At 47.1% G+C, this 17513-nt stretch carries 14 protein-coding genes; 10 read left to right on the top strand and 4 right to left on the bottom strand.

The genetic code is table 11. The features are described 5' to 3' along the window. Positions 1-5 precede the first annotated feature (5 nt). From MUB35_RS10135 to MUB35_RS10100, 8 genes are all read left to right on the top strand, one after another. On the top strand, positions 6-1943 hold the full coding sequence (locus MUB35_RS10135) for a glycoside hydrolase family 127 protein (RefSeq protein ID WP_244806142.1): 1938 nt from the start codon (positions 6-8) through the stop codon (positions 1941-1943). A 35-nt stretch (positions 1944-1978) separates the two neighbouring features. Then, positions 1979-7126 carry a DUF5695 domain-containing protein gene (locus tag MUB35_RS10130; protein WP_244806141.1) on the top strand — a complete coding sequence of 1716 codons (5148 nt, stop codon included), beginning with the start codon at positions 1979-1981 and terminating at the stop codon, positions 7124-7126. A gap of 52 nt (positions 7127-7178) precedes the next feature. After that, complete coding sequence (locus MUB35_RS10125; protein WP_244806140.1) at positions 7179-7877, top strand: hypothetical protein; 699 nt, start codon at positions 7179-7181, stop codon at positions 7875-7877. A gap of 6 nt (positions 7878-7883) precedes the next feature. Then, the gene (locus MUB35_RS10120; protein WP_103731625.1) at positions 7884-8930 is read left to right on the top strand and encodes a LacI family DNA-binding transcriptional regulator; all 1047 of its coding nucleotides are present in this window, start codon (positions 7884-7886) and stop codon (positions 8928-8930) included. A 59-nt stretch (positions 8931-8989) separates the two neighbouring features. Continuing rightward, the gene (locus tag MUB35_RS10115) at positions 8990-10408 is read left to right on the top strand and encodes a Na+/H+ antiporter NhaC family protein (RefSeq protein WP_244806139.1); all 1419 of its coding nucleotides are present in this window, start codon (positions 8990-8992) and stop codon (positions 10406-10408) included. A 99-nt stretch (positions 10409-10507) separates the two neighbouring features. Then, on the top strand, positions 10508-11341 hold the full coding sequence (locus MUB35_RS10110; protein ID WP_033141917.1) for a helix-turn-helix transcriptional regulator: 834 nt from the start codon (positions 10508-10510) through the stop codon (positions 11339-11341). A gap of 41 nt (positions 11342-11382) precedes the next feature. Continuing rightward, positions 11383-11835 carry a VOC family protein gene (locus MUB35_RS10105; protein WP_033141918.1) on the top strand — a complete coding sequence of 151 codons (453 nt, stop codon included), beginning with the start codon at positions 11383-11385 and terminating at the stop codon, positions 11833-11835. A 231-nt stretch (positions 11836-12066) separates the two neighbouring features. Beyond that, entirely contained in the window at positions 12067-13770 is a 1704-nt protein-coding gene (locus tag MUB35_RS10100; RefSeq protein ID WP_244806138.1) for a methyl-accepting chemotaxis protein, read from the top strand. Between the two features lie 364 nt (positions 13771-14134). On the opposite strand, the gene MUB35_RS10095 is transcribed toward MUB35_RS10100, so the two are convergent. The 3 genes from MUB35_RS10095 to MUB35_RS10085 form a co-directional block, all read right to left on the bottom strand. After that, positions 14135-14554 (bottom strand): GNAT family N-acetyltransferase, encoded by a 420-nt coding sequence (locus tag MUB35_RS10095; RefSeq protein WP_103731627.1) that lies wholly within the window; start codon positions 14552-14554, stop codon positions 14135-14137. A 197-nt stretch (positions 14555-14751) separates the two neighbouring features. Beyond that, positions 14752-15090: a hypothetical protein gene (locus tag MUB35_RS10090; protein ID WP_054352766.1), complete on the bottom strand. Its 339-nt coding sequence runs from the start codon at positions 15088-15090 to the stop codon at positions 14752-14754. Next, positions 15087-15284, bottom strand: coding sequence for a DUF4177 domain-containing protein (locus tag MUB35_RS10085; protein WP_244806137.1), 198 nt, complete (start codon positions 15282-15284; stop codon positions 15087-15089). Before MUB35_RS10085 ends, MUB35_RS10090 begins: the two co-directional genes overlap by 4 nt. A gap of 167 nt (positions 15285-15451) precedes the next feature. On the opposite strand from MUB35_RS10085, the gene MUB35_RS10080 reads away from it, so the two are divergent. Next, the gene (locus tag MUB35_RS10080) at positions 15452-16426 is read left to right on the top strand and encodes an ABC transporter ATP-binding protein (RefSeq protein WP_331477462.1); all 975 of its coding nucleotides are present in this window, start codon (positions 15452-15454) and stop codon (positions 16424-16426) included. After that, the gene (locus tag MUB35_RS10075) at positions 16423-17070 is read left to right on the top strand and encodes an ABC-2 transporter permease (protein WP_244806136.1); all 648 of its coding nucleotides are present in this window, start codon (positions 16423-16425) and stop codon (positions 17068-17070) included. The genes MUB35_RS10080 and MUB35_RS10075 overlap by 4 nt, the downstream gene beginning before the upstream one ends. Positions 17071-17290: 220 nt before the next feature. On the opposite strand, the gene MUB35_RS30465 is transcribed toward MUB35_RS10075, so the two are convergent. Further along, a complete protein-coding gene (locus tag MUB35_RS30465) occupies positions 17291-17425 on the bottom strand; it encodes a hypothetical protein (RefSeq protein ID WP_255785653.1) in 135 nt (44 codons plus the stop codon). Positions 17426-17513: the final 88 nt, after the last annotated feature.

The raw sequence follows: 17513 nt of genomic DNA, 5'->3' as shown, positions 1-17513 counted from the left end.
ATAAAATGAGATTACAACCTATTGATCTTCAAAAAATAAAAATACGGGATCCTTTTTGGACAAAGCACGTGAAGCTGGTGGGAGAAGCAATCATCCCCTACCAGTGGGATGCCATGAATGACCGTATCCCGGATGCGGAGCCGTCCCACTGCCTGGAGAATTTCGCCGTTGCGGCAGGCAGAAAAAAAGGAGAATTTTACGGCGCGGTATTCCAGGATACCGATATAGCCAAATGGCTGGAGGCAGTGGGATTCTCTCTGGCAGCAGAGAAAAATCCTGAGCTGGAGAAGACCGCAGATGAGGTCATAGATCTCATTGCGGAGGCGCAGCAGGAGGATGGGTATCTGGATACCTATTTTATTATAAAAGAGCCGGATAAAAGGTGGAAGAACCTGCGGGAAGGCCATGAACTATATACTGCAGGGCATATGATGGAGGCAGCCACAGCCTATTACCAGGGAACTGGAAAGAAAAAATTCCTGGGCGTGGTGGAGAAACTGGCGGATCTGCTCTGTGATACATTCGGCAGTGAGGATGGGAAAATCCATGGGTATCCGGGACATCAGGAAGTGGAAATCGGTTTGATCAAACTATTCCAGGTGACCGGAAAACGGAAATATCTGGATCTGGCAAAGTATTTTATTGATGCGCGTGGAACAGGAGAGAACTATTTTCTTCAGGAGATCAGCAGAGGCGACAGCGGAAATATCTTTCCGGAGCTTTCCGATTACCGTCCCGAGTATTCCCAGTCTGACAGACCGGTACGGGAGCAGGAAGCAGCAGAGGGGCACGCTGTAAGGGCAGTCTATATGTACAGCGCTATGGCGGACCTGGCATATGAATATAAGGACGAGGAGCTGATGGCAGCCTGTAAAAGACTCTGGAATAACATAGTACAGAGACAGATGTATATCACGGGAGGTATTGGCGCATCCGGAATTCTGGAGCGTTTCACAGTGGATTATGATTTGCCCAATGACTGTAACTATGCGGAGTCCTGCGCCTCCATCGGACTGGCTATGTTCGGCATCAGGATGGCGAATATAACAAAAGACGCTTCCTACATAGATACTGTGGAGCGGGCTCTGTATAATACGGTTCTGGCGGGGATCGCTCTGGATGGAAAAAGCTTCTTCTATGTAAATCCTCTGGAGGTGTGGCCTGATAATTGTATGGAACGCACCTCAAAAGAACATGTAAAGCCCACCCGTCAGAAATGGTTCGGTGTTGCCTGCTGTCCACCTAATATAGCCAGAACCCTGGCTTCCATGGGGCAGTACATATATTCTGTTGGTGAGACCGCTCTGTATGTCCATCTCTTTATTTCAAATGAGGTATGCATAGAAATGGAGACAGGGGAAGTCAAGGTTTCCCTGGAGACGAAATTTCCTTTTGAGAATCTGGTGAGGATAAAAGTCAGCCATGTGCCGGACGGAGGAATGACACTGGCAGTAAGGATTCCGGAATACGCCGGAATGTACCAAATGACCGCAAAAGGACAGCTTCTGGAATATAAAGAAGAAAAAGGATATGCATATCTTGCACTTGCGCAAGATGCAGATATCAGTATTTCTTTTGAAGCGCCGGCAAAATTTGTCCGTGCCAATCCCAAGGTACGTGCTGACTGCGGCAAAACGGCAGTGGTAAAAGGCCCCCTTGTATATTGTCTGGAGGAAATTGACAACGGGAAAAATCTGGCAGAGCTGTATGTGGATACAGAGAAGGAAATACAGGAGGTACCGTCTGAGCTGTTCGGGGGTATCACGGAGCTGGTGCTGCAGGGTAAAAGGATGGAAGAAAGTGCCTGGGATGAAAAAGTGCTGTATGGAGAACATCCGGTGAAGTTATCAGATGTAACATTGAAAGCGATCCCCTACGCCTATTGGAACAACAGAGGTATGGGAGAGATGGCTGTGTGGGTGAAGGAACTGATCTCAGGGTGAAAGAATGAACGGGAAAGGAAAAGGTTAAAGACTATATGAAGAAAAGAGGATGGAAGTTATGTTCTTTGGTGCTGAGTACAGCAATGGCTGCCACCTGTCTGCCGGCAGGAACCATCAAGGTAAGAGCCGCTGAAGAGGAGGGGGCCGCAGCCGGTGAGGAGAACGGAATCGTGAAGACAACAGAGGCTGTGATCCGGGATGATTTTACAGGGGATCTTGATCCTGCCTGGTTTGATATGGCAGGAAACGTGGAGTATACGGAGGGGGCACTGACCCTGAATAACGACGGCGGACCTGTGTCTTCTATAAAAAGAAATGTGGGAAACGGCGATTTTACCGTTGAGACTAAATGGAGCAGCTATTCTGCCGATACCCAGGGAAACAATTCCGTAGTCATCTTCCGTGTCTCCGATGGAACAGAGAATAATCTGGTGGAGATCCAGCGTTTCAGCAACGGGGAGCTGAAGCTGCTTTTGATCAACGATAAGGTGCAGACCTCTTTTACCACGAAAACAGATTTCGCAGACACAGAAGGCTGGTTCCAGATTGGATATAACAGTGATGACGGGACAGTGATTGCTGTGTACAGGACAGGGGATGAGGATGAGTACATTCCCCTGGAGGGAAATGGTGAGGCCATGTCCAATTTCGGAGGAAAGCATGTAGCTGAACTCAGAGCACAGAAATGGGGCGGTTCAGCTCCTGTATCTGTTGACTTCTTACAGTTCAACAGCACTTTTGTGAAGGAGGCCCAGTATAGCACAGCAGAAAACACAGATTTTACCGGGCCTGTTCTGACAGATGACTGGTATGGGCAGGACGGTGATGTGAGATATGAAGACGGACATCTGGCTCTTGTAAATGCAGGGGACGGAATCAGTACGGTAAAGAGGAATGCAGGCGACCAGGATTATTCCATAGAAGCCAAATGGAGCGGTTTTTCATCAGATGAGACAGGAGGGGCCATACTGCGGACATCTCTGGATTCATCTGAGGAGAATTTTGCCCAGATGATGCGCATGGGATACGGGACACTCCGTTTTACTGTGGTAAATCAGGGGGAGACAACGGAGAAGATCATCCCCTATGAAGAGTCACAGGGCTGGTTCCGTATTGACTATGACAGCCAGGCACAGACCATAGATGCCTACTATAAAGTAAATGATGAGGACATGTATGTGCTGGCACCGGGCAGCGGTATGCCGGTGAGTGATTTTACGGGTATCCACACAGCAGAACTGATCGCGGATGACTGGGATGCCCAGGGAGAGACCAGTATCGTTTTTGACGAAGTGGATTTTGCGTATAATGAAGAGGTGAATCTGAAGCTGCAGTCAGATTACTTTACCGTAGATATTGACGAGGAGACCGGCGGTATTTTTAAGCTTTCAAATCCGGGGGATGAGTACGGGACCAATTATGTGATGAACCCCACCATAAAGCCGGAGTTTGACGTGGATGATTCCCGCTGGACAGGCGATGTGAAATTAACTGTAAAAAAAGGTGATTCTGATTATTATCCGGCGCTTACCTCTTGGTCTGATGATACCAGAAAGGTGTCCAGAAGAGATGACGCGGTCACAGTTTCCTATGAATCGCCATCTGCCGGGAAATACGGCATCAAGGATTTTGCGCTGCGTGAGACTTACCGGTTAAATGAGGAGGGGAACCAGCTCAACTGGTCTATCAATATACAGAATACAGCAGATGAAACGATTGAGATTGCGGATCTGGGCCTGCCTCTTCTTATGAATTCCTGGTGGAATACCAGCCAGGAGGGAATCTATGAACAGAATGTGGCCCGTCATTCTTATGTGGCAGAGGATGGTTCTTACATTTACTGGCAGCGGCCAAACGGGGATGGTTCCTTTTTAGTTATGGTGCCTGATGACGGGACTTCGCTGGAGTTTAAAGATAAGGCCAGATTTAAGGAAGGGCCGTTTGCGGAAAAGGATCCGAGCTGGGAAGGTCTGGTTGAGTATTATATCCATTCCAAAGAGATATCCAAAGACCGTCCGGGAGGCTATCTGCCGGCAACATCCCTGAGCCTTGAGCCGGAAGCGGAACAGACGTATGGATTTACATTTTACTGGGCATCAGACTATTCGGATCTCCGGGACATCCTCTATGAAGCCGGAATCGTGGATGCGGTCTCCCTTCCGGGAATGGTGATCCCCCAGGATATGAAGGCAACGCTGGCAGTGAGATGCAAGGAACAGATCAACAGTGTGACTGCTGATTCAGACAGCGCAGAGATAACAAAAAAGGAAGACAGAAATGGCTATGAGATCTATGAGATCGCTTTCTCTGACCTGGGAGAGAACTATGTGACAGTAAATTATGGGGAAGATAAGAAAAGTGTGCTGCAGTATTATGCTACGGAACCCATAGAGACTTTGATCCAGAGCAACACGGATTTTCTTGTGGACAAGCAGCAGGCAAAGACGGAAAAAGGGTACAACGGAGCATACCTGCAGTGGGATATGTCCACCGGAAAACAGATATCCTGGGATGATTATCCGGGAGGAGGATGGAAAGAATGGATGGCAGGGGGTTCTGATGACCTTGGATTATCCCCGGCAGTCTATCTTTCTGAAAAGAATATCACTGCCCCCCAGCAGGACCAGATTGATTCCCTGGAGTATTATATGGAAAACTTTATCTGGGGATATATGCAGCAGCATGATACCTATAAGGTCTACCGCTGGTATGACGGCAAGGATGGCACGCCAAAGGACCAGGGCACCTGGAGATCCTATAATTATGTGCATGTGGCCAATACCTATTACAATATGTACCAGATCGCACAGCGCTACCCTGATATGACTCATTATCTCAGTGCAGATGATTATCTGCTGAGATGCTATAACACACTGAAGGCATATTTTACTTATGGAATGTTTGACGGACATAATTACGAAAACGGAGGAAGAGGTGCCTATATTTTCGGAAATATGGGAGAGATGAACCTGCCGAACATCCTGAAGGCCCTGGAACAGAACGGACATAGTGAGGAGCAGGCGTGGCTGGCCGGCAAAGTGGAGGAAAAAGCAGATATCTTATTTGCTGAGGCATATCCCTTTGCTTCGGAGATGAGCATTGACACCACAGGATTCGAGGCATGCTATACGCTTGCGAAGATGTACGGCAATGGGGCGCTGACAGACAAAGTCACACTTGCCTCTCTGGCATGCCGCGGCATGCAGCCGCTCTGGTATTATTACGGATCCGACAACAGGCATATGGGGGAATCCTGGTGGAATCTGGGATATGAGACTCAGCTTGGGGCATGGCAGCAGCAGGACTATCTGTATACCTATGCGGATACATCGGATCAGGAATTTGACGATATTATGAGGGGCACCTATGGCGCTTATCTGGCAGGGTGGGCCAACATCAACTCGGGTCAGATCAGTGACAGTGATGTAAACTATGGTGCAGCGTCCTGGCAGTATCAGAGTGAAAAAGGAACTAACGGATACAATTATATCCCGAGTCTTGACGGCTGGTGGGCATGGTCAGGCGAGGCATCCCTGGGATTCTGGGGCGGTTTGAAGACAGCATCTGCCAATATTGTGGATGATGACATTGTAGGACTGTACGGATATGGCTGTGACCTGGATTACGCGGACGGAATATATTCCATTGTTCCAAAGGACGGTGTACGCACACGCCTGACTCTGTATAACAAAGACAAGTTCGCTGTACAGCTTGATAAGGCAAGATATACAAAAGCCGGTATTGCAGATGATCTGAGCAGTATTGCGCTCACACTTGAGAATGTAACAGAGAAGGAATATGCCCCTGAGATAACCATCAGCAGGCTGCCGGCCGGAGAGTATGAGGTTGTGGCAGATAAAAAAGTGATACAGAGTTTTTCCAGTGATGGCACAGAAGCCGTATTTACACTGGAGCTGTCAGCGGATAAAGAGCAGGATATCCTCATTCAGACAAAACAGTCCGCAGAACCTGCCGATAAGACAAACCTGGAGACAGCAGTGAATCTTGCAAAAGAGACGGCTGCCCAGACAGAAAAGTATACAGAGAAGAGTCTGGCTGATCTTAACAACGCGATCCGGGAGGCAGAGGCTGTACTCGGTGCAGACAGTGCCGATCAAAAGGAAGTGGACCAGGCAGCCCAGAAACTGGCAGCAGCCATGGATGCCCTGGTAAATGTTGAGATTCTGAGAAATTGTGTAACTAGGATGGAGAATCTGTCAGAGGAGGATTACACCAAAGAGAGCTTTAAAACATTCTCCGAAGCAAGAAAAGCGGCAGCGGATGTCCTGGAAAAAGCCGACGCTTCCCAGGAGGAAGTGGATCAGTCCTACGAAGCGCTTGTAAAAGCGTGGGGAAAACTGGTGCATGGTGTGAACACGGCTGCTGCGAAGGTAGCTGCCAGAGAAGCACAGGCTATTTTGGACCAGGATGTATCTGTCTACCGCCCGGCAGGGATAAAGAAACTGAAAGAAGCACTCAGGCTTTTAAATGGGGTGCTGTCTGATGAGACATCCACCCAGGAGGATGTGAACCGGGCCACAGAGACCCTGATCACAGCCCTCACAGAACTGAAAGACATGGTGGATGCCTCAAGGCTTCAGAATATAACGGACCTTGCCAGGGAACTGATGCAGGAGGCAGACAAATATACAGAAGCTTCACAGACAGCACTTCAGACAGCTATTGACACAGCAGCGGCAGTGCTGGAAAATGAAGACCGTACCAAGGCTCAGGTCTCCCAGGCTTATGAGGCTGTGGCAGAGGCTATCGGAAACATGCAGGTGCGCGGAAACAAAGCAGCACTGGAATCGGCTGTCCAGATGGCAGAAGATATCCTGAAAAACGCAGGCAGCTATACAGATACTTCCCTTGCAGGCCTGCAGGAGGCACTGGACAGCGCAAGGCAGGTGCTTGATAATGGGGATGCACTGCAGCAGGAGATCAATGACGCTGCGGCTATGCTCACGGAAAGTCTGACAAAGGTGCGGCTGTTGGGTGATGTGAACCATGATGGCAAGATCAATACCAGTGATGCAGCCTCTGTACTGAGAGCAAGTGCGGAACTGACAGAGATAGCAGAGGAAGACTTAAAAGCAGCAGATGTCAATAAAGACCAGGCCGTTAATACGGCAGATGCCGCACTGATCGAAAAATATGCGGCAGAACTGATCACGTCATTTTAAAGAATGCAGGGAGGGGCTTCAGGTCCCTCCCTGAGAAAGGATACAGAAGCCTATGAAGAGAATAATGAAATGGAGTTTTTTGTCATTGATGCTATCCATGTTTCTGTGTGTGTCAGTCAGGGCCGCATCCAAAGGGATCGTAGACATTGAGGTGCCGGAAATAGAGACAGAGGATAAAGAGATAACAGCAGAATGTAAAATAAGCGGTGCAGGTGAAGTGACCAACGGAAAAATCCGTATTACTTATGACCGGGAAAAACTGAAATTAAAGGAATCCGGCCAGGGGGACAGTCTGGCAGATACCATGGTGGAGATCAATGACCCGATTACGGGAAATAAAAATGAGGGTGAGATCGTATTTGTCTTCGCTTCTGCCCGCCCGGTGTCTATAGACGGGACTCTTCTGCAGATGAAATTCGACAATGCGGGACTGAAGTCAGGAGAAAAAACAGAGATCAAAGTTGCAGTTGAGGAACTTGCCGCAGAATCAGAGGAGCTGACAGAGACGGCAGAGTGTAAAAACGGCACGGTCTTTATAGGTAAAGCGGCTGATAACACTGACGATACACCAAAAAAGACCGGCAAAACCACAGCCGGGAAGAATTCCGCGGCCGGCAGCACGTCAAAATCGGGAAAAGTCAAGACAGGTGACACACTGAAGATGGAAGAAGCACTGGCAGCAGCAGGGATTTCTCTGGCGGTTGTCATATCAGGAGCCGTGTCATTGAGGAAAAAGAAAAGGAAACAGTGATGAGACATGACAACAATTCGTGAGATCGCAGCAGCCTGTAATGTATCCATAGCCACAGTCTCCAATATTTTAAATGGAAACGGAAAGCGGAAAGCCAGTGAGAGGACACAGAAGCTGGTTCTGGAAAAGGCCAGGGAATTAAACTACACTCCCAATCTGGTTGCCAAGAATCTAAGACTCCAACGGACCAAAACATTGGGGATCCTGATAGAGGATATGACTGTTTTTCATGTGCCGTATGTGGTCGACGGAATAACAGAATACTGTGAAAATACAGGATACGGCCAGACGCATGTGGATTTGAGGCTGTGCAGTAAACTGGGAAACGATTATTTCCGCAAGAAGGAGTTTGCACAGTCCGTACAGAATGCGATTTCAGAACTTGCCGCTAAACAGGTGGACGGCCTGCTCTATATCACTTCCCATGAGCGGGTTCTGAAATGCATTCCGGAGGATTTGGGGATTCCGGCGGTGATGGTTTACGGCTACACGCATTCCAGCAGATATCCCTCCTTTGTGATCAATGACAGAAAAGGGGCCTGTGATGCAGTGACGGCTGCCATCAAAAAAGGGCACAGGAAGATTGGTGTTATCACAGGAGAGAAGGACAGCATCCACACCAGGCTCCGCCTGGAAGGATACCGTGAAGCGCTGGAGGATGCGGCAATTTCTGTCCGTGAGGAATATATTGTTTACGGCAGCTGGTCCAGAGAGGCAGGGTGCCGCTGTGCGGAAATCCTTTGCGGACAGGGCGTGACAGCGATCTTCTGCATGAGTGATGTCATTGCAGGGGGTGTCTATGATTATTTCCACAGCCATGATATCTGTCCGGGAAAAGATATTTCCATAGTGGGATACGATGACAGAGAATTTGCCTCTTATCTTTATCCTGCTCTGACAAGCATCAGAATGCCTCTGCGGGAGCTGGGAATGAAAGCCTGTCAGATTCTCATAAATGAAATCCGGGAGCGAAAGGAAGAAAAAATGGTCAGGGTTTATGAAGCAAACCCTCTTTTGATTGAGAGAGATTCCGTGGAAACTGTGTCGGAATAAGTGAATAAAGCTGCATGGAACGTTGGATACTATACCTTAAAGTAAAAATGAGGTGCAGTATGAAAAACAACGGGAAAAATCCACGCAGGCCAACCAAAACAGAAGCCCTTTCCTGTCTTGCCGTGATGATTGCAGTGATGCTCACCGGCACAGTGAAGGGCTTTGATATATCTATCTCTCTTTTTATCACAGCTGCGTATGTGGGAGTGATCGGGCTTCGCTGCGGGTTTACGCTCCATGAGCTTCTGGAGGCAATGTATCAGAAGGCGGGAGAGCTTACAGATTTGTTTTTCCTGCTGTGCGGGATCGGTTTTTTGACCGCCTCATTCATATTTGCAGGCACTATACCTGCGCTGATCACGTATCTGCTTGCATTTGTGACGCCGGGTCTGTGTATATTGTTTGGATTTCTGTTTACGGCGGTGACTGCCTTTTTCATCGGAACCAGCTTCGGTACCTGCGGTACCATTGGGGTTGCCATGATGGGCCTTGCCATTGTCATGGATGTGAATCTTGCGGCAATGGCCGGTGCTGTGGTGTCCGGGTCCCATGTGGGTCTGTTTTTTTCTCCCATGGCAGATAATTTTAATCTGGTGGTATCAGTTACAAAAACAGATTCTTTAACTGTAATGAAACGGGCGGCTTATATTGGCATTCCCACTTTTGCTGCCTGTATTATTTTTTATAGTGTTCTGGGGGTTCTCTCCGGGTCAGCTAATTCTGCCTTTGATCACAGTATGCTTTCAGAGGGGCTGGCTTCCGTTTTTCATATCAGTCCTATTGCCCTGATCCCCATAATCGTGGTGGTTGCAGGCAGTTTCTTACACCTGCCCTCTGTGGTCTCTTTATTCGGAGGAGGTTTGATTGGAATCCTGATCGGCACACTGCTGAATGGATTCTCCATCTGGAAAGGGCTGGCTGCCGGGTATCATGGTTTTGACCTTACTGCAGTGACAGGAATCTCCGCAGATGCAGTTCTGCCGGAGATTGTCACTCTGTGCAACCGGGGCGGAATGCTCTCCATGTCTTCTCTTTTTGTGATCCTTTTTGCAGCGGTGGGGGCTGCCGGTATTATGATCAGGATAAAAGTTGTTGAAGTCATTGTGGAGACACTGTTTGGGAGAATACGCTCTGTCTTCGGCCTGGCTGTCAGCAGTTGGTGTATCGGCACCATAACGGGGGGAATCACCAACAGCTCCGCGCTTTCCATTCTCATGCCTGTGGAAATGCTGGAAGAGAAATACAGGGAATTCGGATACTCCTCCCTGGACTGCGCAGTGGTAGCGAACACTGCGGCAAGTCCCATGCTCAGTATCATCCCCTGGACAGATGTGGCTCTTTACATGTCCGGTGTGGTGGGCGTCCAGGCCGCGGTCTATGCGCCTTACAGTATGTGGAGCTGGGGGCTGGGGGTGATGAGTATCATCTGCAGTATTTTGAAAGCCGGTTATCACAAGGACAGGGCGCATGAGGTTTGACATTTCTGCAGGCAGACCTTAGAATAAAAGAAAAACCATTTGCACACCCTGCAAACGGGACGGCGGAGGCTGTGCGAAAAAGAAAGTGGAAAACAGACTATGATAACGAAAGATGAGATACTGTTATACCACGGGTCAGGCCGCATTCTGCTTTCCGGTGAGGATTTTATTTATCTTCTGCCGCATCCGGCGCTGCGTGCGTGGATCTCCAATTATACGATCACGTTTCCGGGTGAGAATGCAATGCCGGATCATTATACCGTGATACCTCACGGGAGTGCCACCCTTACCTTTTGTGCGGATGAAAAGGGCATCTGCAGTAATCTGTTCGGCCCGGCATCCCTGTCCTGTAGGGTGGGAGAGCAGGCAAACCGGTTTGGTATGCTGTTCATTATTGAATTTCAGCCGGCCGGTTTGTCTGCGCTTACAGGGGGAGGACAGAAGGAGCTTTTGGATAAGACCTTTTCCTTTGCACTGATGGATCAGGGGTTAAACAAATCCATGACGGAAATATTGGAAAGTTCTGTCAGCATACAGGAATTGGCTGACCGCGCTGACAGACTGTTTTTGTCAAAGCTGATACATGTGTGTCCGCCCCAGCTCCACGCGGCTGTGCGGTCCATTATTGAAAATGCGGGGAATATTACTTTAAAGGAACTGTCTGCTTCTGTATTTTACAGTGAACGGCATTTGAACCGGGTGTTTGACCGGTATCTGGGCATGGGCGTTAAAACATTTTCCCGCCTGGTCCGTATCAACAGAGCGGTTCGGCTGCTGCAGAACCCCGGAAATCATGTGATTGATGTCTGTACTTTATCGGGCTTTTACGATCTTCCCCATTTCATACATGATTTCAAATCCGTGTGCGGACTTACGCCCGGGGAGTACCGGATGAGGATGTCCGATTTTTACAATGAAATTGCGAAATTTTAAGATACAATAGAGAAAATCATACCAATAAGGAGACTGTAAATATGAAATATGGCGGTACTTTGATTTCTGTATCTGATATGGAACGGGCGAAGGATTTTTATGAAAGGGTAATGGAGCAGAAGGTGGAAATGGACCTGGGCACCCATGTGTCTTTTGAAGGCGGCATTTCCCTGCAGTCCGATTATGAGGCGCTTGTGGGCGTAAAACTGGAGGCACGGGAGAGGCCGAATAATTTCCAGCTTTATTTTGAGGTGGAGGATTTGGAACACTGGGAGAAGAAGCTGAAATCCACGGAGGGGATAGAATTTATCCATGGAAGCAAGGAATATCCCTGGGGACAGCGTGTCATGCGTTTTTATGATCCCGATAAGTATATTGTAGAAGTTTCGGAGAGTATGGAGAGTGTGGCAAAACGTTTTCTGGCACAGGGACTTTCCGTGGAGGAGACCGCGGAACGGATCATGTATCCCGTAGAATTTGTAAAACAGCTATAAGAATCAATCCTGTCATTGCAGGCCGCTCATGTGTTGGGCGGCCTGTAGTCGTATAATGGCTGTGAAGCGGCAGGCCCGATTCATTTCCTGCCGGTTTTGCGGTTGAAATCTGTAAAATCTTTCAGTTTCCATATCTTTATTACCGGTTTTATGCTATAATTTCCAATAAGTCAACACTGCTCATGTGTGTTTTAAGACAAAAGGAAAAGAATGTAGCGGAGGCAGCGGAAAATGAAAAATTTAAAGTTATCACGAAAACTATTTATCTCCTACGCTTTGATACTCACAATGCTCATTTTGGGATGCGCCGTGAGTGTGGTGGATTTACTAAATATGGGAGAACAGACAGAGACTTTCTATGAAGGTCCGTTTATGGTCAATGGAAGTGCCAATATTATCAATTCCAATTTTGAGAGGATGCAGAAGGCTGTTTACAGGTCCATATCCAATTCCGATCCGGTGATCATAAAGGATGCTATTGCCGATGCGGGGGAATCCGCCGCGATTATCCAGGAACAGCTTCCTGTGATTCGGGAACATTTTCTGGGAGACCCGCAGATCATTGAACGATTGGAGGATGCACTTACCAGGCTGGCACCCATGAGAGAAAAGGTCCTCCAGCTTGCCGGAGAAAATAAGAATGCCGAAGCTGCTGCGTATATGGAGAACAACAATATATTTGTGATTCAGGAAGCACAGGAAGAACTGGACAGTCTTGTGGAGAACGGAAACAGGAAAGGCGAAGAACTGGTTGCGGGGCTGAAAGAGAAACAGGAGAAGGCAATCGTGACGCTGCTGATGCTGGGCAGTATCAGTGTGGTCATCAGCATTGTTTTTGGGGTCTATATCACCCGCGGGATCACCAGGCCGGTAGACGAGCTGGAGAAGGCAGCCCGCAGCATGGCAAAAGGAGAACTCTCGGATGTGAAGATCCGCTATAAGTCCAGGGATGAGATGGGGAACCTTGCAGAAAATATACGCACAATGACTGCAAATTTAGTCTGTGTCATTCAGGATGAAACAAAGCTTTTAAACCAGATGGCAGAGGGTAACTTTAATGTGCAGTGTGAGAATGAGGAGTGCTATGTAGGGGAATTTCGGCAGCTTCTGGAGTCCATGAAGGATATCAATACCAGTCTGAGTGATACCCTGCTTCAGATCAGTCAGTCGGCAGACGAAGTTGCCTCCGGTTCGGAACAGGTATCCTCCGGTGCACAGGTTCTGGCACGGGGAGCCACAGAGCAGGCATCCTCCATAGAGGAACTGACAGGCACGATCGGTGAGATATCTGATCAGGTCAGCCAAAATGCGGAAAGTGCACAGGAGGCCAGTGCCAGAGCTGAAAAAGTCATGGGCCAGGCAAAGAAAAGCAGCCGTTGTATGCAGGAGATGCTGGGGGCAATGTCAGAGATCAGCAAGGGTTCCCATGAGATTGGCACGATCATGAAAACCATTGAGGATATTGCCTTTCAGACCAATATCCTTGCTCTGAATGCGGCCGTGGAAGCAGCGCGCGCAGGGGAACATGGAAAAGGCTTTTCCGTGGTGGCCAAAGAGGTGCGCAACCTGGCAAATAAATCGGCATCCGCGTCCAAAAGTACAGCCGCGCTGATAGAAAAGTCCCTCCGCACCGTTGAACATGGAAAAAGGACAGCTAATGAGACTGACCAGGTGCTCAGGGAAGTGGTAGAGGGGGTTGACAGTGTGGCGGAGGCTCTGAACCATATTACGGAAGCATCCGTAAAACAGTCCGATGCGATCCGCCATATCACAGACAGCCTTACCATGATATCCGGCGTAGTGCAGACGAATTCAGCCACAGCGGAAGAAAGCGCTGCAGCCAGTGAAGAACTGTCTTCCCAGGCCCAGATATTAAGCCGTTTGGTAGAGAATTTTATATTGAAAGATTTTGGTGAAAGTTATACGAAATGCTGAATGTGCATTGATGCAGGAGAGGGGGCCGAAGGGATTTCGGAAGGATGGCCGCAGGTTATGTGCCTGCGGCCATTATTTTGTCGGATTAAGTGGGCATATATTTCCTCAAGTCCCAGATTGGCCAGCCCTATATATTGATAGCCGCATTTTTATTTCCTCATATGTCGGTTTTTCATAGCACTACTTTTCAACAGATGGTTTTGTACTGTCGGGCACCATTTGGGCACCACAAGCCTTTCTTTCCAGCTGGTAAAAGGACACATATGCGGAATGTTAGAAACCTGTTTTTTGAGGGTACAGGTACGTTACTTGCACATCTTATATCAAGAAGGCGCATTTAATCAGCCCGACAAACCGGAAGTTGTCAAATTGCTTTGATTAAAAACATCTCCATTGGCTGCTCATATTTTGGAATATCTACAACAAAGCCACCACAATCTTTGTAGCCCAATTTTCTATAAAAATGTTGTGCTTCTTCATCAACCTGTGTAGAAGTCAATAGCATACCATATCCTTGAGATTTCATATCAGACTCCCAATATTCCATAAGTTTTTTTCCATAACCTTTTCCTTGATAATTCCAATCAACGAATAACATTGTGCAAAATGGTGTGTTATCCCAAAAAAGATTAAATCTTAATAGTCCTATTGGCTTGTTATCTTCCAATAAAATATATCCTTGCTTGTCACGCACTTTTTTTTCAAATTCTTTATTTGATAAATGCTTATCAAGTCCATACCAAAATTCTTTGTCCTCTAATTGTACATATCTAATTTCAGTCATTTTATCTCATCACCTAATTATTATTTGTTAAGTACGCCTTATCCGCCTAATGCTTACAAACCCATAACAACCTTTTTTTAATATGACCGCATGGAAATGTCAAACAGCTCATATTTACTATTTTTTATATAACCGGGCAGCCGGAAGATTTTCCTCATAGGTGTCCAGACGGATCGCCTGAATGCTCTGTTTTTTTATCAGTCACTTTTTCTTCTTAAGAACTCAACAAACGCGAAAATGATAGAAATAACAGTAAGAACAGATACGATCAATTCTGCCATATTGTTGGCGTAATCGGTCTGCTCCGGGATCATTGCGCCCAGAACCAGGAAATACACACACCAGACAAGTCCAATGATAAGAAGCAAAAATGTAAAATATTTTAATACGGCGGAAAACCTGTTGATCATCCTCCGGGCATGAGCTTTTTCTTCTTCTGTATAATTTTTTCTGAATATCTGTTTCAATCCGGCACATACAAAGCCTGCGATAAGGCCGGTTGTCAATCCGATACAAATTTCAAAGAACAGTTTCATAATGATTCATCTTTCCCAAAAATCAGGTCCATTTTTCTGATGCAGCCGTTTGCACTGATTTCTGTTGGTATCATGCCGACATAGGTATATCCCTGATTGGCGTAGCAATCAATGATTTCCCGGTGTTCGGAAACAGATGCCATTACCATATCTTTCATTTTGTATTCTACATTTACATATTCATATTTTTTCATTTGCCTGCTCCTTTTTCAATTGATGATGATATTATACCGTTATTTTCGGGCATTAGCAATGAAATAACGGTAATTCTTCTGCGGCGGTTTGGCGGAGTATTACGGTGCAAATATCATCTGAAGTGTTTGTTTCATCGACAGTGAAACGTTATGGGGAAGTGCCGGGGATGAGCAGAAATGAAGGACGGATGATGGACATTGAGGTGCAGATTGCGGACATTTTGTGTACTATGCATATTTCTGCGGTAAACTTCTGTTATCAGAAAGAAACGGAGGAATGGATTATGACAGACGCTTTGCATGTGGAAGGGCTGACCAAAAGATTTCCGGATTTTACTTTAGAGAATATCAGCTTTTCCGTTCCGACAGGTTCCATAATGGGGCTGATCGGGCCGAATGGTTCCGGAAAAACAACTACGATCAAGCTGATACTGAATCTGCTGAAGAAGCAGTCCGGTTCGATCACGGTATTGGGATTTGACCATATAAAGGAAGAGCAGATATTTAAAGAAAGAATCGGGGTAGTGTTTGACTCACATTTTTTTGTGGATGAATGGAAAATGCCGGACGTGGAGAAGGCTATGGGCATGTTTTATGAAAATTGGGACACAGAAGTTTATTACAGGTATCTGGAGAAGTTTCGGATAAACAGAGAGAAACGTGTCAAGGAGCTTTCAAAGGGCATGCAGATGAAGCTGATGCTGGCCTGTTCTTTTTCACACAGAGCAGAACTGTTGATTCTTGATGAGCCTACCAGCGGATTGGACCCTGTATCCAGGGATGAGCTGCTGGATATTCTTTTAGAATATACGAAGGACAAGAGGCATAGTGTCCTTTTTTCTACACATATTACACCGGATCTGAATAAAATTGCCGACAGCATCACCTTTATCAATCGCGGAAAGCTGCTTTATTCCGGGGAAAAGGAGAAGCTTACAGAGAGTTATTGTATCGTTTCCGGAAGCAGCAGACAATTGACACCGGAACGTAAGGCGGCAATGCCTAATATTAAGATATATCCGGATTCTTTTGAGGCGCTGGTCCGCAGGGAGGAGCTGTCCGGTCTTGCCGGTCTGCAGACCAGGCCGGCGGTTATGGATGATATTATTGTATTTGTCAGTAAAGGAGATGTTTTGTTATGAAAATATGGAAGGCTGCCAAGCTGGATTTTAATCTTTTGAAGTATTATTATAAGTCCATTTGTTTTACGCTTCTTATTCCCCTGGCTTTTATTCTGCTTTACCGTACGCTTGCAGTGGGAATTTCCTTTGCAATGTTTATGATGGCAATGTCGTCTATCTATACATTTTCAGTGGCAGATAAAAATGATATGCAGAGGCTTTACCGCATTCTGCCTGTTTCAGTGAAGGCACTGGTCTGCGGGAAATATCTGCATGCGTTTTTGATGGGAATTTTGGCTGTGTCAGTGTCTGGTATTTTGCAGCCCTTGATTCTGGGGATGCTTGGGGTCAATGTTTCAGGTAAGGAAGTTATGACGGCAGTATTGGCTGGTATGGTACTTTATATTACATATGTCTGCTTTCAGATTCCGGCGTATTATAAATTTGGGCCGATCAAAGGGAGGGTTTTTATGTATGTGCCGGTGGTGGGGATCTTGCTGACCATGTTTGTGGTGGAAAAAGCGGATATCCGTACCGGTGTTCTGTTCCGGATGCTCAGTGAAAACAGATATCTGGGGCCGTGTCTGCTTGTGCTTTATCTTGCGGCTGTGGTATGTATTTCGATTGGTATATCTGTACGGATTTCAAAGAATAAAGAATGGTAGGCTGATAGGATAGGAACCTTTATTTTGATTGGGGCATTTATCCTATTTGCGGCAATTTCCAGTCGGAGGAGGTACAGGAAAAGAAGAGAGGACAGAGATAAATATATAGATAAACAGAATATATAGCTGCAGGGGCTGACATGTTGTTTTGCATGTGTCAGCCCCGTCTTTTTATTGGTACAGTGAAATGGTTGGATCGTTTCGAGGGAAGTGGCTGTTGTTAGTCGTACAGATCCAGTGAGTTGATGGTGATATGGGCATTTACCGCACTTTCGGTCGTATTGGTAAACAATGTGACCGGATTGGAGCTGCTGATTCCCAGAAAAATGGTATCTCCGGATGAATAAGTGCTCATGAACGTGCCGTTCACTTCCCGGTTGCCGGTCAGCAGAGGGCGTATGGAGGCAGCGGCAGCAGGAACCGGTGTACCGTGTTTGGATTCA

It is taken from the genome of Blautia sp. NSJ-175 (assembly GCF_022867815.1).
Classification (GTDB): Bacteria; Bacillota; Clostridia; order Lachnospirales; family Lachnospiraceae; genus Blautia; species Blautia celeris.
Note: the sequence above shows the minus strand (reverse complement) of the source record. Positions and strands in the feature narration are given on the sequence as shown.